The sequence below is a fragment of the Salmonella sp. 2020_1459 genome, from assembly GCF_043847915.1.
Taxonomy (GTDB): Bacteria; Pseudomonadota; Gammaproteobacteria; order Enterobacterales; family Enterobacteriaceae; genus Salmonella; species Salmonella enterica.
Map to the genome: position 1 here is coordinate 813579 of NZ_JBCMFA010000001.1, position 19140 is coordinate 832718.

The following is a 19140-nucleotide window of genomic DNA, read 5'->3' on the forward strand; positions in this document are numbered from 1 at the left end:
GACAAAAGCTCTGCGCGTTATGCTGATCGCCAAAAGCATAACGGGCTGACATCATGTCAGCCCGTGGGTTTACCCCTGCCCTGATACTTACGGTACGCTTATCGTCATATTGTCATGACCGACAATGACAGGGCCCGGGTAATTTTTCATGGCTTCCTGTTGCCAGACGTCATCCGCAACCGTCGCAGGCACCAGATGACTTAACACCAGTTTTTTCACGTGGGCCTCGCGAGCAATCTTACCGACATCTTCAATCGTGGTGTGATGCGACGCAATCGCTTCAGCCAGCGTTTTTCCGTTGCCAATACTATTAGCCAGTTTTGCTACCGAAGGGACATGTACCGCCTCATGTACCAGGATATCCGCCCCTTGGGCAAACGTTGCAAGCGGCGGAAACCAGGACGTATCGCCAGAGAAGACGATTCGCTTACCCTGGGTATCAAAACGGTAAGCAAACGCTTCACCGTCCGGAAAAGGGGAATGAGGCACTTTCAGCGCGCTTATTGTGACCAGTTCATCTTTATAGATGACGCCCTGGCCAATATCGGTCGCCTTAACCAGGTTGCGCGGATCGGGTTTCCCCTCTTCTTCCATGCGTAACGTGATATCCCTGTCAAAGACCTTCCAGCTAGCCTTCGTCATCGCCTGGGTTCCCGGCGGGCCATAAACCTGTATGGTATGGTCTTTCAGACCACTTGCCCAGGCATTCATCAGCAAGGAAGGATAATCCAGTATGTGGTCGCTGTGCAGATGGGTGAGCAAAATAGTATTGATGTTGCGCAGTGGAATGCCGTTTTTCACCAGTTGCAGACTGGCGCCGTAGCCGGCATCTATCAGCCATATTTTATCGCCGATAGTGAGCGCCGTCGCTTGCGGTAGTCTGGCTGTATTGAGCAAAGAAGGCCCGCCTTTGGTGCCCAGTAAAACAATGTTGATCTCTTGAGGCGCAGGAGTACCGGCAGCAATGGCAAGGTGGCTTTGCGCCAGCATACAAACCGCCAGCATAGCGACGCTTTTTTTCATCATGTTTTTACTCTTCTTAGTTGAGAAAAGAGGGAACTTCACGTTGGCGAAACTGCGAAGGAGAACAGCCAGCAAGGCGATTAAAGAAACGGGCGAAATAAGCCGGATCTTTAAAACCTAATTGCCAGGCGATCTCGTTGACAGCATTGTCGGAAAAAAGCAGCAGTCGTTTCGCCTCGCGTAATTGCCGATCAAAAATCAGGCGTTTAGGCGGGCGATTAGCAAAACGTCGGCAAATATCGGTCAAACGAGATTCGGTAATATGCAGCTCGCAGGCATAATCGGGCACCGTCCAGTGCTGATGGAAGTGGTTGTCAATTAACAGGGTAAAGCGCTGAAAAAGTTTCAGTTCACCGCGCATCCCGGTTGCGGCGTGATCGTCCAGCTTCGCATTACGCAACAGCAAGGTAAATACAGCCTGCGCCAGTAGCACCAGGGTATGTTCGCAGCCAGCCAGTTGTTCCGTGGACTCCCGCTCAATTAGCTGCCAGTAATGTTTGAGCGCCGCCAGCTCGTTGGGTTTATCCGCCAGCGACAGACAGATTCCCGGCAGGCCGAAGGCCTCTCTGGTGCCGGGATAAAGCACTTCCAGCAGCGGCCAAACCAGCTCTTCGCGTACCGTCAGAACATGGCCATCGCTATCCGATTCGGTAATAAAAGCATGCGGCACCGAGGGCGGCGTAAGCACAAATAGCGGCGCCTGCACCGAATAGCGATGATCGTCGAGCTGTAGCTCAATCTGCCCGGTATCAAGAAAGTGCATTTGAAAAAACTGGTCGTGGCGATGCGCCTGCATATCACGACCAAAGAAATCCGCCATACGAGCAAACGACTGATAATGCACATCGTTACTGCCCATGCTTTCGTCATACTCTTTGCTGATATCAATATTGGCGATCGCACGTTGGCACATAGTTTCTCCTCAAGGGGTGGCGCGCGGACGCGATGCTTTCATGGGAATGAGCCAGATAATGGCGGCACCGACGACTAACAGAGAAGCGACAAACCAGAGGCCGCTATTGAAGCTACCGGTGATATCTTTTAGCCAGCCAATCATAAACGGGCTGAGCGCGGAGCCAATATTGCCGGTGGCATTGATGACCGCAATGCCTATCGCCCTGGCGCGTAAACTGATCGACTGATCCGGCGTGGTCCAGAAGATCGCCATCGCGCTAAAGGAACCCGTGGATGCCATCACGATCCCCAGGAGCTGGATCAGGTTATGGTCGGTCGCCGACGCCAGCAGCCAGCCCGCGGCGGCAAACAGGAACGGCAACGCCGTGTGATGTTTACGCTCCTGATGTTTGTCCGAATGGCGGCTCCAGTAAATCATGCCCAGAATAGTACAAATCTGCGGGATCGCCGCCAGCAGGCCGATGGTGATATTGCTGCTGCCTTCATTAAAACTTTTCAGGATTTGCGGCGTCCAGATACTAATGGCGCTAAGCGTATTGGTAAGGCAAAAATAGGCCAGCGTATACATCAGTACAATTGGCGTGAATACTTCGCGCCACAGACTACGCTGCTGCATGGCGTTATGGCTGATGGCCCCCTCCGGCTGAACCAGCGTCAGGCGGTCATTATCCATCATCTCCTGCAAACATTTTTTATCCTCTGCCGTCAGCCATTTGGCTTTTGCCGGGGTATCATCCAGGTAAAACCAGACCATAATGCCTAACAAAACTGACGGAAATCCTTCCAACAGGAATAACCACTGCCATCCATGCAGATTGAATATGCCGTCCAGCGATAAAATATAGCCGGAGACAATCGACCCCAACGCGGTAGTGGCCGGCATGGCAATCATAAATAATGCGTTGGCGCGGGCGCGGAAAAATGCCGGAAACCAGTAAGTTAAATAGAGCAATATTCCTGGCAAAAAGCCCGCTTCGGTAATGCCCACCAGCATTCGCAGCACATACAGGCTTTTCGGTCCCACCGCGAACATCGTGGCGGTAGATGCAATGCCCCATAGCACCATAATGGTCGCAATCCAGCGGCGGGCGCCGACGATGCTCAACATCACGTTGCTGGGAATGCCGAAAATGACGTAGGTGGCGTAAAACAGCGTCGTGGCAAGGCCAAACATGGTGGCGCTTAACCCCAGATCCTGCCCCATCGTCAACCCGGCAAAACCGATGTTGATACGGTCTAAAAACGAGAAGATAAACAACACGAATAAAAATACGATCAGTCGGCGGAACAGTTTATTTATGACGGTTTGTTGACCCGTGCTGAGCGCGTTGTGCGAACGGACAGACTCGGGGCTTTCCGGAAGTGCAGATGATGTGTCGCTCATTTTTTTTCCTCTGATGGGAATTTTGTAGGGTACTACGGTTGCCCGGTAGCGCTACGCTTACCGGGCCAGGCTTAATAGACGCCGGACGCACCGGACAGCTTTTTTTCTGCGCCAAAGCGCGCCGCCAGCGCCTCCGCGCCGCGCGCCAGCAGCGTGGTGTCAACGCCGACGGCGACAAATAGCGCCCCCAGTTCCAGATAACGTTTCGCCAGTGCTTCATTGGCCATCAGAATCCCCGGCGCTTTCCCCGCCGCGCGTATCTGCACGATGGCGTTCTCAATCGCCGCCTGCACTTCCGGGTGCTGCGGATTGCCGGCAAAGCCCATATCGGCGCTGAGGTCCGCCGGACCAATAAACACGCCGTCAATGCCATCCACGTCGAGAATTGACGCCAGATTGCTCATCGCCTCACGCGTTTCAATCTGCACCAGTACGCACATGGCGTCGTTGGCCTGGTGGAGATAGTCCGGAATGCGATTCCAGCGCGATGCCCGCGCCAGCGCGCTGCCCACGCCGCGAATACCGGCAGGCGGATAACGCGTAGCCGCTACGGCGTTTCGCGCTTCATCGGCATTCTGCACCATCGGTATCAGCAGCGTTTGCGCACCGACGTCGAGCAGTTGCTTAATCTGTACCGGATCGTTCCACGACGGACGCACCACCGGCTGGCTGGGATAAGGCGCAATCGCCTGCAACTGGGTCAACACCGTCTGCACGTTGTTTGGCGCGTGTTCACCGTCGATCAGTAGCCAGTCGAAGCCGGCGCCCGCTAACAGTTCAGCGCTGTAACTGTTGGCAAGCCCCAGCCACAAACCGATTTGCGGACGCCCCGCTTTTAACGTGTCTTTGAAAGCATTTTTCATCGTTTTTTCCTTACACAAACCGGCAACTGATCGCGCCCATGTTGCCGTAGTCGACATGGAAGGTGTCGCCCTTGCGCGCCGGCACCGGGCGGGTGAACGAGCCGCCGAGGATGATCTGCCCGGCTTCAAGCTGGACATCGTAGGGGGCAAGCTTGTTCGCCAGCCACGCCACGCCGTTGGCCGGATGATTCAGCACGCCTGCGGCGACGCCGGTTTCTTCGATCACGCCGTTGCGATAGAGCAGCGCGGAGATCCAGCGCAGATCCAGCTCGTCTGGTTTGATGGGGCGACCACCGAGGATCACCCCGGCGTTGGCGGCGTTGTCGGAAATGGTGTCGAACACTTTGCGCGGGCGCTGGGTTTCCGGGTCGATGTTGTGGCTGCGGGCGTCAATCAGTTCCAGCGCCGGAATCACATAATCCGTGGCGTTGTAGACGTCGAACAGCGTGCAGTGAGGGCCGCGCAGCGGTTTCGCCAGCACGAACGCCAGCTCCACTTCAATACGCGGGACGATAAAACGGTCGGTGGGGATATCGCCGCCGTCATGGAAGAACATATCGTCAAGCAGCGCGCCGTAATCCGGTTCGCTGATTTGCGAGCTGGCCTGCATCGCTTTTGAGGTCAGGCCGATTTTGTGGCCTTTGAGCGTGCGCCCTTCGGCGATCTTGATATTGACCCATTCACGCTGTACGGCATAGGCATCTTCAATAGTGATGTTGGGATAATCCAGCGACACTGCGCGAATCTGTTCACGCTGTTTTTCAGCCTGATTAAGCCGCTGGGCGATCAGGGTATGGGTCTGTTTATCGAGCATAGTTGCTTCCTGTTACGTCATTCGGTGCTGCTGCGCCGGGTGGCGACGCGGGTGCGTCTTACCCGGCCTACGGTTCGGTATTGCTTCGTGCATCGTTTTTTTTGTAGGCCCGGTAAGCGCAGCGCCACCGGGCGAAAGAGTGTGCTATTTAAATAACGCGTGTACGTTGTTTTGTTTGTAATTGAGCGTCGGATGTAACTCGGCAATCTCAAACGACAGAGCCAGATAGCGGTTCTCCATCAGGTCGGCGAAGTGGGCTTTAATCAGCCCAAACAGCATTTCGCCGACTTCCTGACGGCTCTCCAGGCTGCGCCCGGCACCGATTTTCAGCGTCATATGCACAAACGCGTAATCATGCTTACCGTCAGCCATCTGCCAGGTATCCAGCCAGTGGGCGCGACTGCGGATACCGCCGATGGGGAAAATTCCGCTGGCGGCCAGCGCCTCGTTTACCTTGCTGAACAGGCCGGGTAAATCAGCCTGCTCGCGAATATTTTCAGTACATTCAGCAATAAAGTGCGGCATAACCCCCCCTTACGCAGGCAGCGGGAAAACAGCGTTCACCTGGCCGGTACCGGAGCTGGCGAACAGGTCGGTGATGAACTCCACCTTGCCGTCGTATTTGTCCCAACCCAGCATTCCCAGCAGCATGACCGTGTCGTGCATGTTGCCTTCGCCGTAGCAGTAGTCGGCGTACTCCGGCAACATGGTGCAAAACTCCTTGAATTTGCCTTCGCGCCACAGCTTGACCACGCGCTCGTCCATTTGATGATCGAACTCGCGGGTGTAGCTGTTCATCCCCTCTTCCGCCCGTTGGTCGTCAATAAAACGGTGCGACAGAGAACCACTGGCGAATACCGCTACGGTACCGTCATATTTCTCAATCGCCTTGAGAATGGCTTCGCCCAGTCTGCGACTGTCGGCAAAGTCATGCACAGTACAGAACGCCGAGATGGAGACCACTTTGAAGTGCTTGTCGCTGTTCATGTAGCGCATCGGCACCAGCGTGCCATACTCCAGCTTCAGGCTCGGGATGTTATGCGCTTTAGCGCGCACGCCCAGTTTGACTGCCTCGTCGGCGATCAGGTGGCCGAGCTCCGGATTACCGTCATAGTCATAGGTCATGTCGCGAATAAAGTGCGGCAATTCGTTGCTGGTATAGACGCCCTGGAAATGGTCGGCACAATTAATGTGGTAAGCGCTATTCACCAGCCAGTGGGTGTCGAATACGATAATGGTGTCAACGCCCATTTCGCGGCAACGCTTGCCTATTTCAATATGCCCATCAATGGCTGCCTGACGACAACCGTGATTTTTTCCCGGCAGTTCAGAAAGATACATCGACGGCACGTGGGTAATTTTTGCTGCTAACGCTAACTTGCCCATATCAAACTCCCCATTTTGGGATAGGATGGTCGCCCATTGAGATGCAGACGTTTTTCATTTCCGCAAACACTTCGAAGCTATATTCGCCGCCTTCGCGCCCGGTACCGGAGGCTTTCACGCCACCGAACGGCTGACGCAGGTCGCGGACGTTCTGGGTGTTGACGAAGACCATGCCGGCTTCAATCCCACGCGCCAGGCGCAACACTTTGCTCACGTCCTGGGTCCAGATATAAGAGGCCAGACCGTATTCCACGTCGTTCGCCAAACGTAACCCTTCCGCTTCGTCTTTGAATGGCAGCAGACAGGCGACTGGCCCAAAGATCTCTTCCTGCGCGACGCGCATACGGTTGTCGACATCGGCCAGCACGGTTGGGCGCAGGAAGTTACCGCCTTTCAGATGCGCAGGCAGGTCAGTGGGTTTTTCCGCACCGCCCGCCAGCAGCGTTGCGCCCTCTTCAATGCCGAGGCGGATATAACCGGAGACTTTTTCCCAGTGCTGTTGGCTAATCAGCGCGCCGACCTGGGTGTTCGGGTCGGTCGGATCGCCGACACGCAGGCGATTCGCGCGTTCGGCAAAGCGCTTCACGAACTCAGGGTAAATGCTCTGCTGGATAAAGATGCGCGACCCGGCGGTGCAGCGTTCGCCGTTGATCGAGAAGATGGTGAACAGCGCGGCGTCCAGCGCGCGCTCAATGTCGGCATCTTCAAAAATCAGCACCGGCGATTTGCCGCCCAGCTCCATCGAGTATTTTTTCAGGCCGGCATTTTTCATGATATTGCGACCGGTGGCGGTACCGCCGGTAAACGACACCGCACGCACGTCATGGTGGCGTACCAGCGCATCGCCCGCCGTCGCGCCGTAGCCCTGCACCACGTTCAGCACGCCTGCCGGAATTCCTGCCTCCAGCGCCAACTCGCCCAACCTGTCGGCAGTCAACGGCGACAGCTCGGACATTTTGAGCACCGCGGTGTTGCCCAGCGCCAGGCACGGCGCGACTTTCCAGGTCGCGGTCATAAACGGCACGTTCCACGGCGACACCAGCGCGCAGACGCCGACGGGCTGCACCAGCGTATAATTGAGCATTTTATCGTCAACAGGATAGGTCTTGCCGTTCATCTGCTGGCACACTTCGGCGAAGAATTCGAAGTTATGCGAGGCGCGCGGGATCAGCACGTTTTTAGTCTGGTGAATAGGCAAGCCGGTGTCGGCGGTTTCCATCGCCGCGATTTCCGGCACATGCTGGTCAATCAGATCGCCAAGGCGACGCATCAGGCGCGCGCGCTCTTTCATCGGCAGGTTGGCCCATTTCGGGAACGCCTCTTTTGCCGCCGCGACAGCCTGGTTCACTTCTGCTTCACCGCCGGAGGCCACTTCCGCCAGCACGTCACCGGTCGCCGGGTTAGTGGTCTGGAAGTAGTCGTTACCTGCAACGTTTTTGCCGTTAATCCAATGATTTATTTTCTTCATTTTGCGCTCTCCTCACTGACGATTCGGTTAACCAGGCGACCCACGCCTTCTACTTCCACGACAACTTCATCCCCCGGCACCACATCGGACAGCCCTTTCGGCGTACCGGTGGCAATCATGTCGCCCGGTTGCAACGTCATAAATTCGCTCAGATAAGAAATCAGGAACGGGATGCTGAAGATCAGATCGGCGGTCGTCCCTTCCTGCCGCAGCTCACCGTTGACAAAGGTGCGTAACGTCAGGTTGTGCGGATCAGAAACCGCCTCTTTATCCACAATCCACGGGCCTATCGGCGTCAGGCCGTCGCGGCTTTTTACCCGCAGATTCGGACGGTAGTAGTTTTCCAGATAGTCGCGGATCGCGTAGTCGTTACAGACGGTGTAACCGGCCACATACTCCATGGCTTCGGCTTCGCTCACCTTACGCGCCGTTTTGCCAATCACCACGACCAGTTCGGCTTCGTAGTGCATATATTCGACGTTGTTCGGGCGCACCGACGTTTGGTGATGTTCGGTAAAGGTGTTTGGCGCTTTGATAAATACCAGCGGCTCTTTCGGCGGCGTAAATGCCAGCTCGCTGGCGTGATCGGCGTAGTTCAACCCCAGCGCAAATAACGTACCCGTCGCTGACAGCGGCCACGTAAAAGTCTGGTGGCGGGCGAATTCATCTTCTGCGACAACCGGATTTTCCAGAGCGGGTAAACCTTTCGCCAGAATACGCACCCGATCGCCGGGACGCAGCGCAACGCGATTCTGCGGCGTACCGAGTAAGATCGCATCGCCAGGGTTAAGCGTAGCGAACTCACTTAACGCGCTAAGCAGTTGTGCGGCGCTACGCTGTAAATCAGCAGTATTCCAGTGGTCCGCTTCTCGTCCGTTGATTTCAGTGATAATGGTGAGGTTATCCACATCACTCAGCGGCGCCATTTCACCCAGCGGGCAAAAGCCATCGCGACATTTCGCTTTAATCGCCGGGCGATAAAAGCTCTCTTCCGGCAGGCTGACCTCGTTAGCCAGCGCATACCCGGCGATATAGTCCGCCGCCGCTTCAGGGCGTATCCGGCTGGCGGTTTTCCCCACAATGAGCGCCACTGTCGCGCCGCTCAGTACCTTTTCTCCCTGCGGATAAGGAATGGGTTCGCCGTGACGAATCACCGTATTACGCGGCTTGATGAACCACACTGCGGTTTTAGGCGGCGCATTATAGGGAGGCTGAGAGAAAGCCTCTTGCCAGGCATCAAGCTGGCTGCGATGGTTTAACGCAACGGCGAAAACAGTACCCTTCATACATAAACTCCTCAGGCCGATTTAACGGGCTGTGATTTCATTAATATATTAATGATTAGATTTATGCTTTCGCTGTACATTTAGCAAGCTGAAGTAAAGTATTTGTGATGTGATTAACAATATTTTCACAAATTTATTATTAAATACATATATATCAAATAGTTAAATAAAAGCCTTTGTTTCTGTTAAACTTTGGACATAAAACAGATGTCATAGCTCACATCGGTAAACACGATTATTCAGGTATTAATAATTCTGCAAAAGAGAAACGCTTATGCATGATTCATTAACCATCGCATTGCTTCAGGCGCGCGAAGCGGCAATGACCTATTTCCGCCCCATCGTTAAAAGCCACAATCTGACCGACCAGCAATGGCGCATTGTGCGAATCCTGGCCGATAGCCCCTCTATGGATTTTCACGAGCTGGCCTTTCGTACCTGTATTTTGCGTCCAAGTCTGACCGGAATATTGACGCGCATGGAGCGAGACGGACTGGTGTTGCGACTCAAGCCGGTTAACGATCAGCGTAAGTTATATGTCATGTTGACGGAGCAGGGACAAACGCTGTACGCCCGTGCCCGGAGCCAGGTAGAAGAGGCTTATCGAAAAATTGAGGCCGATTTCACGCCCGAAAAAACACAGCAATTGATGCTGCTGCTGGACGATCTTATTGCTCTGGGACGCCAGCATCCTGATAGCGAAGCGGAAGCATAGTATTCTTTCCTTCCCACGCCGCCGACACGGGAATCCCCTCCCGCTTACAACGTTGACGGCGATCGCATTTTACTCTTCTTCTTCGACGTTCATCTGAAAAGTACCCGCCGTTGTCCTGAAAGTCTCTTCACAGTTTACGCTTCTGCCTATTCAATTAAACAACAAATAAGAAACATATTATTAACAAAACATTCCGATTAACGAGGAAGAGGCCGCAATGAAACCTGAAGATTTTCGTACTGATAACAAGCGTCCGTTAACGGGCGAAGAGTATTTAAAAAGCCTGCAGGACGGGCGGGAAATTTATATTTACGGCGAACGCGTTAAAGATGTTACGACACATCCGGCATTCCGCAATGCCGCAGCCTCTGTCGCACAACTGTATGACGCATTACATAAACCGTCGATGCAAGATACCCTATGCTGGAATACCGATACCGGCAGCGGCGGTTATACGCATAAATTTTTCCGCGTTGCGAAAAGCGCAGACGATCTGCGCCAACAGCGTGATGCTATCGCCGAGTGGTCACGCCTGAGTTACGGCTGGATGGGACGCACACCGGATTACAAAGCCGCCTTTGGTTGCGCCCTGGGCGCTAACCCAGCCTTCTACGGCCAGTTTGAGCAGAACGCCCGCAACTGGTACACCCGTATTCAGGAGACCGGCCTGTACTTTAACCATGCAATCGTCAACCCGCCCATTGACCGCCACAAACCTGCCGACGAAGTGAAAGACGTCTATATCAAGCTGGAGAAAGAGACGGACGCCGGGATTATTGTCAGCGGGGCGAAAGTCGTCGCCACTAACTCCGCCCTGACTCACTACAACATGATTGGTTTCGGCTCAGCCCAGGTGATGGGCGAAAACCCGGATTTCGCTCTGATGTTTGTCGCGCCAATGGATGCCGAAGGCGTAAAACTTATTTCACGCGCCTCGTATGAAATGGTCGCGGGCGCGACGGGCTCGCCGTTTGATTATCCACTCTCCAGCCGCTTTGATGAAAACGATGCCATTCTGGTGATGGACAAGGTGTTGATCCCGTGGGAAAACGTGTTGATTTACCGTGATTTCGATCGTTGCCGTCGCTGGACGATGGAAGGCGGCTTTGCCCGTATGTATCCACTGCAAGCCTGTGTTCGTCTGGCGGTTAAACTTGATTTCATTACCGCGCTGCTGAAAAAATCGCTCGAATGTACGGGTACCGTAGAGTTCCGGGGTGTGCAGGCCGATCTCGGCGAAGTCGTGGCCTGGCGCAATATGTTCTGGGCATTGAGCGATTCTATGTGTTCCGAAGCAACCCCGTGGGTAAACGGCGCCTGGCTACCGGACCACGCCGCGCTGCAAACCTATCGTGTGATGGCCCCAATGGCCTACGCGAAAATTAAAAATATTATTGAACGTAACGTTACCAGCGGCCTGATTTACCTGCCTTCCAGCGCCCGCGATCTGAATAATCCGCAAATCGACCAGTACCTGGCGAAATACGTACGCGGCTCTAACGGAATGGACCATGTTGAACGTATCAAAATTCTTAAATTGATGTGGGATGCCATCGGCAGCGAGTTTGGCGGTCGCCATGAGCTGTACGAGATTAACTACTCGGGCAGCCAGGATGAAATTCGTCTGCAGTGCCTGCGTCAGGCCCAGAGCTCCGGCAATATGGATAAGATGATGGCAATGGTCGATCGCTGCCTCTCCGAATACGATCAGAATGGCTGGACGGTTTCGCATTTGCACAATAACGACGACATCAATCAACTGGATAAGCTGCTGAAATAACGCGGCAGGAGGTTCTCATGCAAGTAGATGAACAACGTCTGCGTTTTCGCGATGCGATGGCAAGTCTGGCGGCAGCGGTCAACATCGTAACCACGGCGGGTCACGCCGGACGCTGCGGTATCACCGCAACAGCGGTCTGCTCCGTCACCGATACGCCGCCCTCCGTGATGGTATGTATTAATGCCAATAGCGCCATGAACCCCGTTTTTCAGGGCAACGGCAAGCTGTGCATTAATGTACTTAACCATGAGCAGGAGCTGATGGCGCGCCACTTTGCCGGTATGACGGGGATGGCGATGGAAGAGCGTTTTCACCAGCCATGTTGGCAAAACGGGCCGCTGGGCCAGCCGGTACTTAACGGCGCGCTGGCCGGTCTTGAAGGCGAGATCAGCGAGGTACAAACCATTGGCACGCATCTGGTGTATCTGGTGGCGATCAAAAATATTATTCTTAGCCAGGATGGGCATGGCCTGATTTATTTCAAACGCCGTTTTCATCCGGTCAGACTTGAGATGGAAGCGCCTGTTTAACCGTCACTCATGCCCACAAGCGGGATAACCACCGCTTGTGGGAGAAGAGTCGATACGCTGAAGATTTTTATTCCCGCCGCGATGTTTGCTCGCCATAAATCGCGGCGATTAATAAAATCTAAGAGCCTGTCCCACCAGGCGTTATTGGCGCAGCCAGTTTGGACACGGACAGCGCGCAAAAACCGGAGCGTACACGTAGTACGTGAGGTTTGACTCGCTACGCTCGCCCTTCGGGCCGCCGCAAGCGGCGTTCAAAACGCTAACGCGTTTTGGCGAGCACTGCCCAGGTCCAAAATGGCAAGTAAAATAGCCCTAATGGGATAGGCTCTAAATTAGCTCCCGCGATAGGTTGAATAACCATACTGACTTAATAACAGCGGCACATGATAGTGCTCATTCGTTTTGCTGATATGAAACTCGACGGGAATCTCCGGGAAAAACGTATCCAGTTTTTTACTTTCAAAATACTGGCCGGTTTTAAAAATAACGCGATAATCCCCCGGCGCGGCAGCTTTTTCGGGCCACAGTGCTTTAATACGTCCGTCCTGGTCGGTATGCCCGGTGTTTAATTGCGTCCATCCGTTATCCTTTTTCTGCTCCAGTACCACCTCCACGCCGGGCGCCGGTTTGCCTGTTTGCTGATCGAGAATATGTACGCTGAGAATATTGTTGCCAGCGGCCAGCGCCATTGCCGGGGCTGCAACAAGAGACGCTATCGCGGTAGCCAGTATATATCGTTTCATGCTTCACTCCTTTACGGTATTGATGCAGGAAAATATATCTGGCGCGTCCAGGATTAACCTTACACGGACATGACAATTATGTCATCTTGTTGGAGATTTACGGATTCGCTAACAAGCCTATGGCATACTGCGTCGATGAAGATTTTATTGATTGAAGATAACCAGAAAACCATTGAGTGGGTACGTCAGGGACTCACGGAAGCAGGCTATGTGGTTGATTATGCCTGTGATGGACGAGACGGATTACACCTCGCCCTTCAGGAACATTATTCATTGATTATTCTTGATATTATGCTGCCGGGGCTTGATGGATGGCAGGTTTTACGCGCGTTACGCACTGCGCATCAGTCCCCTGTTATTTGCCTGACGGCGCGCGACTCGGTTGAGGATCGCGTCAAAGGTCTTGAGGCGGGCGCTAATGATTACCTTGTTAAGCCTTTTTCCTTCGCCGAACTGCTGGCCCGGGTGAGAGCTCAACTCAGACAGCATGTCCCGGTCTTTACCCGACTGACGATCAATGGTCTGGACATGGATGCCACAAAGCAATCGGTGTCACGAAATGGCAAACCGATTTCCCTGACCCGCAAAGAATTCCTGCTCCTCTGGTTACTGGCGTCCCGGGCAGGAGAAATCGTGCCCCGAACCGCGATCGCCAGCGAAGTTTGGGGAATTAACTTTGATAGTGAAACCAACACCGTTGATGTCGCGATTCGTCGGCTGCGCGCCAAAGTAGACGATCCATTTGAAAAGAAGCTCATTATGACCGTCCGGGGGATGGGTTATCGATTACAGGCGGAAACGTCGCAGAATGGTTAAGTTATCAATGACGCTGCGCCTGACAATTTCTTTTATCGCCATCCTTATCCTCGCCTGTACCGGCATTAGCTGGACGCTCTATAACGCGCTGAGCAAAGAATTAACGTATCGTGATGATATGACGCTAATAAATCGGGCGGCGCAAATGCAGCAACTGTTACTGGATGGCGCCAGGCCGGAAAATCTGCCGCTCTATTTCAATCGGATGGTGGATACGAAGCAGGATATCTTATTGATCCATTCAGCAACAGGCCACAATGTTGCGATTAATCATAGCGGCATCCCCGACCAACGCTTTAACGAGATTCCGCTGGCTAAAAACATCACCCGCGAAACCTTATTTCGCCAGGCGGTACAAGGCACGGAACTTACCGCGGTACGAGTAAACGCCAGAAGCGGCGATGACCCGCTGACCCTTACTATTGCCAGGCTGGCGACGGAAAGGCGGCAAATGCTGACGCAATATCGCCGCAACAGTTTGCTGATTAGCCTTATCGCGATCCTCGTCTGTTCGGCGCTCAGTCCATTAGTCATCAGAAACGGGCTGCGGGCCATTACGTCGCTCAGCCGACTCACCGCGGCGACAGATAGCGGCACACTTCGCCAGCCGTTGGCGGAACAGGCGTTACCCGTTGAGCTCAGGCCGCTTGGACAAGCGCTAAATACCATGCGCCAGAAGCTTTCCGACGATTTTGAACGCCTGAACCAATTTGCCGACGATCTGGCGCATGAGCTGCGCACGCCGGTTAATATTTTACTGGGGAAGAATCAGGTGATGCTGAGTCAGGAACGCAGCGCCGAAGAGTATCAACAAGCCCTTGTCGATAATATTGAAGAGCTGGAGGGACTGTCGCGACTGACAGAAAATATTCTCTTTCTGGCACGCGCGGAGCACCAGAATATAACGGTAAAAAAACAGCCTGTTTCGCTCAATGCGCTGGTCGAAAATATGCTGGATTATCTTAGCCCCCTTGCCGAGGAGAAGCGCATCTGTTTTATAAATCAATGTCAGGGAACGGTATGGGCTGACGAAATATTATTACAAAGAGTGCTCTCAAACCTGCTGACGAATGCCATCCGTTATTCTGATGAAAACGCCGTGATACGTATTGAAAGCGCTTATGATGATAACGTTGCAGAAATTCGGGTCGCTAATCCGGGCAGCCACCCCGCCGATGCGGATAAGCTTTTCAGGCGTTTTTGGCGAGGAGATAATGCCCGCCACACTGCCGGTTTCGGCCTGGGGCTATCGTTGGTTAATGCGATTGCTCTATTGCACGGTGGCGCGGCATCTTACCGCTATGCCGATGAACATAATATCTTTTCGGTTCGTCTGCCCGATAGCGGTGATAGCTAAGGTCAGTACAGGTTCTGTTCCCCTTCCCTGCCACAGGGCTGTGGTTATCAATACAACCTCAATAAAGAGAAAATAAAGGATGCCGGCAAAGAATATTGCTGGCTCGATCACTTTCTCGGTTTCCAATCCAGGGTCAATTCATCCCATAACGCGTTATTCAGTGGGAACCTTTATGAAAAAGTATCTTGCATTCGCCGTTACGCTGCTGGGTATGGGTAAAGTCATCGCCTGTACTACCCTTTTGGTAGGCAATCAGGCTTCGGCTGACGGCTCCTTCATTATCGCGCGCAACGAAGATGGCTCGGCAAATAACGCCAAGCATAAGGTTATTCATCCCATCGCGTTTCATCAACAAGGCGAGTATAAAGCACATCGGAACAATTTTAGCTGGCCGCTTCCGGAGACAGCGATGCGCTATACGGCAATTCATGACTTTGATACTAACGATAACGCCATGGGTGAAGCCGGTTTCAATTCGGCGGGCGTCGGAATGAGCGCAACGGAAACCATTTATAACGGCAGAGCGGCGCTGGCTGCCGATCCTTACGTGACAAAAACGGGGATCACGGAAGACGCCATTGAGTCCGTGATCCTGCCAGTGGCGCAATCGGCGCGTCAGGGCGCCAAATTACTGGGAGACATTATTGAACAAAAAGGCGCTGGCGAAGGTTTCGGCGTCGCGTTTATTGATAGCAAAGAGATATGGTATCTGGAGACGGGAAGCGGTCATCAATGGCTGGCAGTACGACTTCCGGCAGATAGCTATTTCGTTTCCGCCAATCAGGGACGTTTACGCCATTACGATCCGAATGATAACGCGAATTATATGGCGTCACCAACGTTAGTAAGCTTTGCGAAAAAGCAGGGATTATATGATCCGGCCCGCGGCGAATTCGACTTTCATCAAGCCTATTCGCAGGATAACAAAAACGATACCACCTATAATTATCCGCGCGTCTGGACGCTACAACACCAGTTTAATCCGCATCTGGATACGGTCGTTAGCGAAGGGGAAACATTTCCTGTTTTTTTAACGCCAATAACGAAGATCGGCGTGGCGGCAGTAAAAAACGCGCTACGCAATCACTATCAGGGAACGTCGCACGACCCTTATGCCAGTCATAATCCACAAGAACCATGGCGACCGATATCCGTTTTTCGTACCCAGGAGTCACATATTTTACAGGTCAGACCGAAATTACCGCAGGCTATCGGCAACGTAGAATACATCGCCTATGGAATGCCATCTCTTAGCGTCTATCTCCCCTATTATCAGGGGATGCGTCATTATCAACCCGGAGATGATAAAGGAACCGATCGGGCGAGCAACGACTCTACCTACTGGACATTCCGCACGCTGCAAACGCTGGTTATGCAGGACTACAATGCGTTTGCGCCAGATGTGCAACACGCCTGGAAAACATTTGAACAGCAAACAGCTAAGCAGCAGTATAAGATGGAGCAGAGCTATCTGAGATTATATGCGTCGCATCCGAAAGAAGCGCAACGCTTACTGCAAAATTTTGAAGATAAAACGATGCAAAATGCGCAGACGCTCGCCCGTCGCCTGACCAATAATATTATTACGACAATGACTTACCGTACAGATATGAAATATCACTTTTCAAGTACGCAACCATAAATTTAATGACAATCTATTAGCCACTCATACACAATAAGATAAAGCGGTACCAGAATTAGCCAGATATAAAAGACAATAATTATTATGGATTCATAGAGAGGATAGTTTATGACACTCCAGGCAAATATCAGCAGAGAGACAAAAGCGGCAAAAACCCAGGAGGTATATAAGCACGTTGTTCTTTTCAAAATGGCCGCCCCCTCTTACATAAGACGATAACTACAGCTTATGTCCCGTGTTACATAACTTTTCCCGACAGGCCTCTTTTACCCATGCTGAAAAATTCCGCGTCTTTTCAGATTTCAACGCGAATTCTATCTGTTCAAGCATGGAATAGGAAAAACGAATATTCTTCGTCACGGTCTTACTTGTCCGGGGCTTTGCTGGCATACACACACCTGTATAACATTTGATGTAACGCCGTTACTTTACGCAGGAGCAAATCGGTGAATTTGATCTGAGTCAAGAAGGTGGGTTTTCAATAAAAGTTGTGCCCTAAATTGTGAAGTTTGTAGATTTTATGAACATTTGATGTACCGATCTCCCCCCATGATCGCCACTACGTATGGACGTCAGGACACCTCCCCGCCTGATCAGAAGCGTTTTCTCACTAAAAAGGACATTTTTTTAAAGTTCCTGGTGCATAAAAGTCACATCCTTTTAAAGGGTTGTTAACCCTGTTGAATGTTCCCACTCCCCTATTCAGGAATATTAAAAACGCTATGCAAATACAGAGCTTCTATCATTCAGCTTCACTAAAAACCCAGGAGGCTTTTAAAAGCCTACAAAAAACCTTATACAACGGAATGCAGATTCTCTCAGGCCAGGGCAAAGCGCCGGCTAAAGCGCCCGACGCTCGCCCGGAAATTATTGTCCTGCGAGAACCCGGCGCGACATGGGGGAATTATCTACAGCATCAGAAGACGTCTAACCACTCGCTGCATAACCTCTATAACTTACAGCGCGATCTTCTTACCGTCGCGGCAACCGTTCTGGGTAAACAAGACCCGGTTCTAACGTCAATGGCAAACCAAATGGAGTTAGCCAAAGTTAAAGCGGACCGGCCAGCAACAAAACAAGAAGAAGCCGCGGCAAAAGCATTGAAGAAAAATCTTATCGAACTTATTGCAGCACGCACTCAGCAGCAGGATGGCTTACCTGCAAAAGAAGCTCATCGCTTTGCGGCAGTAGCGTTTAGAGACGCTCAGGTCAAGCAGCTTAATAACCAGCCCTGGCAAACCATAAAAAATACACTCACGCATAACGGGCATCACTATACCAACACGCAGCTCCCTGCAGCAGAGATGAAAATCGGCGCAAAAGATATCTTTCCCAGTGCTTATGAGGGAAAGGGCGTATGCAGTTGGGATACCAGGAATATTCATCACGCCAATAATTTGTGGATGTCCACGGTGAGTGTGCATGAGGACGGTAAAGATAAAACGCTTTTCTGCGGGATACGTCATGGCGTGCTTTCCCCCTATCATGAAAAAGATCCGCTTCTGCGTCAGGTCGGCGCTGAAAACAAAGCCAAAGAAGTATTAACTGCGGCACTTTTTAGTAAACCTGAGTTGCTTAACAAAGCCTTAGCGGGCGAGGCGGTAAGCCTGAAACTGGTATCCGTCGGGTTACTCACCGCGTCGAATATTTTCGGCAAAGAGGGAACGATGGTCGAGGATCAAATGCGCGCATGGCAATCGTTGACCCAGCCGGGAAAAATGATTCATTTAAAAATCCGCAATAAAGATGGCGATCTACAGACGGTAAAAATAAAACCGGACGTCGCCGCATTTAATGTGGGTGTTAATGAGCTGGCGCTCAAGCTCGGCTTTGGCCTTAAGGCATCGGATAGCTATAATGCCGAGGCGCTACATCAGTTATTAGGCAATGATTTACGCCCTGAAGCCAGACCAGGTGGCTGGGTTGGCGAATGGCTGGCGCAATACCCGGATAATTATGAGGTCGTCAATACATTAGCGCGCCAGATTAAGGATATATGGAAAAATAACCAACATCATAAAGATGGCGGCGAACCCTATAAACTCGCACAACGCCTTGCCATGTTAGCCCATGAAATTGACGCGGTACCCGCCTGGAATTGTAAAAGCGGCAAAGATCGTACAGGGATGATGGATTCAGAAATCAAGCGAGAGATCATTTCCTTACATCAGACCCATATGTTAAGTGCGCCTGGCAGTCTTCCGGATAGCGGTGGACAGAAAATTTTCCAAAAAGTATTACTGAATAGCGGTAACCTGGAGATTCAGAAACAAAATACGGGCGGGGCGGGAAACAAAGTAATGAAAAATTTATCGCCAGAGGTGCTCAATCTTTCCTATCAAAAACGAGTTGGGGATGAAAATATTTGGCAGTCAGTAAAAGGCATTTCTTCATTAATCACATCTTGAGTCTTGAGGT

19 protein-coding genes are annotated in these 19140 nt (G+C 52.3%); 8 read left to right on the plus strand and 11 right to left on the minus strand.

Features of this window, described 5'->3' with window-relative positions:
• Positions 1-87: 87 nt before the first annotated feature.
• The 9 genes from ACH0VJ_RS04185 to hpaG form a co-directional block, all read right to left on the minus strand.
• Positions 88-1026, minus strand: a complete 939-nt coding sequence (locus tag ACH0VJ_RS04185; RefSeq protein WP_000976561.1) for an MBL fold metallo-hydrolase — start codon at positions 1024-1026, stop codon at positions 88-90.
• A 13-nt stretch (positions 1027-1039) separates the two neighbouring features.
• The gene (hpaA, locus tag ACH0VJ_RS04190) at positions 1040-1936 is read right to left on the minus strand and encodes a 4-hydroxyphenylacetate catabolism regulatory protein HpaA (RefSeq protein WP_000336602.1); all 897 of its coding nucleotides are present in this window, start codon (positions 1934-1936) and stop codon (positions 1040-1042) included.
• Between the two features lie 9 nt (positions 1937-1945).
• The gene (gene hpaX / locus ACH0VJ_RS04195) at positions 1946-3322 is read right to left on the minus strand and encodes a 4-hydroxyphenylacetate permease (protein ID WP_001285795.1); all 1377 of its coding nucleotides are present in this window, start codon (positions 3320-3322) and stop codon (positions 1946-1948) included.
• Positions 3323-3393: 71 nt separating this feature from the next.
• Entirely contained in the window at positions 3394-4185 is a 792-nt protein-coding gene (hpaI, locus tag ACH0VJ_RS04200; protein ID WP_000785082.1) for a 4-hydroxy-2-oxoheptanedioate aldolase, read from the minus strand.
• Between the two features lie 10 nt (positions 4186-4195).
• Positions 4196-4999, minus strand: coding sequence for a 2-oxo-hept-4-ene-1,7-dioate hydratase (gene hpaH / locus ACH0VJ_RS04205; protein ID WP_000884795.1), 804 nt, complete (start codon positions 4997-4999; stop codon positions 4196-4198).
• Between the two features lie 144 nt (positions 5000-5143).
• Entirely contained in the window at positions 5144-5524 is a 381-nt protein-coding gene (locus ACH0VJ_RS04210) for a 5-carboxymethyl-2-hydroxymuconate Delta-isomerase (RefSeq protein ID WP_001119849.1), read from the minus strand.
• A gap of 9 nt (positions 5525-5533) precedes the next feature.
• Complete coding sequence (hpaD, locus tag ACH0VJ_RS04215; RefSeq protein ID WP_000516978.1) at positions 5534-6385, minus strand: 3,4-dihydroxyphenylacetate 2,3-dioxygenase; 852 nt, start codon at positions 6383-6385, stop codon at positions 5534-5536.
• A gap of 1 nt (position 6386) precedes the next feature.
• A complete protein-coding gene (hpaE, locus tag ACH0VJ_RS04220; RefSeq protein WP_000723524.1) occupies positions 6387-7853 on the minus strand; it encodes a 5-carboxymethyl-2-hydroxymuconate semialdehyde dehydrogenase in 1467 nt (488 codons plus the stop codon).
• Positions 7850-9139: a 4-hydroxyphenylacetate degradation bifunctional isomerase/decarboxylase gene (hpaG, locus tag ACH0VJ_RS04225; RefSeq protein ID WP_000679210.1), complete on the minus strand. Its 1290-nt coding sequence runs from the start codon at positions 9137-9139 to the stop codon at positions 7850-7852. Before hpaG ends, hpaE begins: the two co-directional genes overlap by 4 nt.
• Before the next feature lie 274 nt (positions 9140-9413).
• Here hpaG and hpaR point away from each other — a divergent pair, with 274 nt between their 5' ends.
• From hpaR to ACH0VJ_RS04240, 3 genes are all read left to right on the plus strand, one after another.
• The gene (gene hpaR / locus ACH0VJ_RS04230; RefSeq protein ID WP_000543922.1) at positions 9414-9854 is read left to right on the plus strand and encodes a homoprotocatechuate degradation operon regulator HpaR; all 441 of its coding nucleotides are present in this window, start codon (positions 9414-9416) and stop codon (positions 9852-9854) included.
• Between the two features lie 217 nt (positions 9855-10071).
• A complete protein-coding gene (hpaB, locus tag ACH0VJ_RS04235) occupies positions 10072-11634 on the plus strand; it encodes a 4-hydroxyphenylacetate 3-monooxygenase, oxygenase component (RefSeq protein ID WP_000801496.1) in 1563 nt (520 codons plus the stop codon).
• Positions 11635-11651: 17 nt separating this feature from the next.
• A complete protein-coding gene (locus ACH0VJ_RS04240) occupies positions 11652-12164 on the plus strand; it encodes a 4-hydroxyphenylacetate 3-monooxygenase reductase subunit (protein ID WP_001195551.1) in 513 nt (170 codons plus the stop codon).
• Positions 12165-12496: 332 nt separating this feature from the next.
• On the opposite strand, the gene hiuH is transcribed toward ACH0VJ_RS04240, so the two are convergent.
• Positions 12497-12907, minus strand: a complete 411-nt coding sequence (gene hiuH / locus ACH0VJ_RS04245) for a hydroxyisourate hydrolase (RefSeq protein ID WP_000833182.1) — start codon at positions 12905-12907, stop codon at positions 12497-12499.
• Positions 12908-13042: 135 nt separating this feature from the next.
• Here hiuH and hprR point away from each other — a divergent pair, with 135 nt between their 5' ends.
• The 4 genes from hprR (at position 13043) to ACH0VJ_RS04265 (ending at position 16941) form a co-directional block, all read left to right on the plus strand.
• A complete protein-coding gene (hprR, locus tag ACH0VJ_RS04250) occupies positions 13043-13723 on the plus strand; it encodes a response regulator transcription factor HprR (protein WP_000698207.1) in 681 nt (226 codons plus the stop codon).
• On the plus strand, positions 13716-15080 hold the full coding sequence (locus ACH0VJ_RS04255; RefSeq protein WP_000240031.1) for a heavy metal sensor histidine kinase: 1365 nt from the start codon (positions 13716-13718) through the stop codon (positions 15078-15080). Before hprR ends, ACH0VJ_RS04255 begins: the two co-directional genes overlap by 8 nt.
• Positions 15081-15252: 172 nt before the next feature.
• Positions 15253-16722 carry a C69 family dipeptidase gene (locus tag ACH0VJ_RS04260; protein ID WP_000760226.1) on the plus strand — a complete coding sequence of 490 codons (1470 nt, stop codon included), beginning with the start codon at positions 15253-15255 and terminating at the stop codon, positions 16720-16722.
• A 108-nt stretch (positions 16723-16830) separates the two neighbouring features.
• The gene (locus tag ACH0VJ_RS04265; protein WP_000174813.1) at positions 16831-16941 is read left to right on the plus strand and encodes a hypothetical protein; all 111 of its coding nucleotides are present in this window, start codon (positions 16831-16833) and stop codon (positions 16939-16941) included.
• Here the strand turns inward: ACH0VJ_RS04265 and ACH0VJ_RS04270 are convergent, their stop codons facing one another.
• Positions 16942-17112 carry a YlcI/YnfO family protein gene (locus ACH0VJ_RS04270; RefSeq protein WP_001111006.1) on the minus strand — a complete coding sequence of 57 codons (171 nt, stop codon included), beginning with the start codon at positions 17110-17112 and terminating at the stop codon, positions 16942-16944.
• A 332-nt stretch (positions 17113-17444) separates the two neighbouring features.
• On the opposite strand from ACH0VJ_RS04270, the gene sopB reads away from it, so the two are divergent.
• Positions 17445-19130: an SPI-1 type III secretion system effector inositol phosphate phosphatase SopB gene (gene sopB, locus ACH0VJ_RS04275; protein WP_001166953.1), complete on the plus strand. Its 1686-nt coding sequence runs from the start codon at positions 17445-17447 to the stop codon at positions 19128-19130.
• The last annotated feature ends 10 nt before the right edge of the window (positions 19131-19140 follow it).

Excerpts from the sequence above, each read along its gene's own strand:
- ACH0VJ_RS04185 (WP_000976561.1), bottom strand. The coding sequence starts at position 1,026 with ATGATGAAAAAAAGCGTCGCTATGCTGGCGGTTTGTATGCTGGCGCAA.
- hpaA (WP_000336602.1), bottom strand. The coding sequence starts at position 1,936 with ATGTGCCAACGTGCGATCGCCAATATTGATATCAGCAAAGAGTATGAC.
- hpaX (WP_001285795.1), bottom strand. The coding sequence starts at position 3,322 with ATGAGCGACACATCATCTGCACTTCCGGAAAGCCCCGAGTCTGTCCGT.
- hpaI (WP_000785082.1), bottom strand. The coding sequence starts at position 4,185 with ATGAAAAATGCTTTCAAAGACACGTTAAAAGCGGGGCGTCCGCAAATC.
- hpaH (WP_000884795.1), bottom strand. The coding sequence starts at position 4,999 with ATGCTCGATAAACAGACCCATACCCTGATCGCCCAGCGGCTTAATCAG.
- ACH0VJ_RS04210 (WP_001119849.1), bottom strand. The coding sequence starts at position 5,524 with ATGCCGCACTTTATTGCTGAATGTACTGAAAATATTCGCGAGCAGGCT.
- hpaD (WP_000516978.1), bottom strand. The coding sequence starts at position 6,385 with ATGGGCAAGTTAGCGTTAGCAGCAAAAATTACCCACGTGCCGTCGATG.
- hpaE (WP_000723524.1), bottom strand. The coding sequence starts at position 7,853 with ATGAAGAAAATAAATCATTGGATTAACGGCAAAAACGTTGCAGGTAAC.
- hpaG (WP_000679210.1), bottom strand. The coding sequence starts at position 9,139 with ATGAAGGGTACTGTTTTCGCCGTTGCGTTAAACCATCGCAGCCAGCTT.
- hpaR (WP_000543922.1), top strand. The coding sequence starts at position 9,414 with ATGCATGATTCATTAACCATCGCATTGCTTCAGGCGCGCGAAGCGGCA.
- hpaB (WP_000801496.1), top strand. The coding sequence starts at position 10,072 with ATGAAACCTGAAGATTTTCGTACTGATAACAAGCGTCCGTTAACGGGC.
- ACH0VJ_RS04240 (WP_001195551.1), top strand. The coding sequence starts at position 11,652 with ATGCAAGTAGATGAACAACGTCTGCGTTTTCGCGATGCGATGGCAAGT.
- hiuH (WP_000833182.1), bottom strand. The coding sequence starts at position 12,907 with ATGAAACGATATATACTGGCTACCGCGATAGCGTCTCTTGTTGCAGCC.
- hprR (WP_000698207.1), top strand. The coding sequence starts at position 13,043 with ATGAAGATTTTATTGATTGAAGATAACCAGAAAACCATTGAGTGGGTA.
- ACH0VJ_RS04255 (WP_000240031.1), top strand. The coding sequence starts at position 13,716 with ATGGTTAAGTTATCAATGACGCTGCGCCTGACAATTTCTTTTATCGCC.
- ACH0VJ_RS04260 (WP_000760226.1), top strand. The coding sequence starts at position 15,253 with ATGAAAAAGTATCTTGCATTCGCCGTTACGCTGCTGGGTATGGGTAAA.
- ACH0VJ_RS04265 (WP_000174813.1), top strand. The coding sequence starts at position 16,831 with ATGACACTCCAGGCAAATATCAGCAGAGAGACAAAAGCGGCAAAAACC.
- ACH0VJ_RS04270 (WP_001111006.1), bottom strand. The coding sequence starts at position 17,112 with ATGCCAGCAAAGCCCCGGACAAGTAAGACCGTGACGAAGAATATTCGT.
- sopB (WP_001166953.1), top strand. The coding sequence starts at position 17,445 with ATGCAAATACAGAGCTTCTATCATTCAGCTTCACTAAAAACCCAGGAG.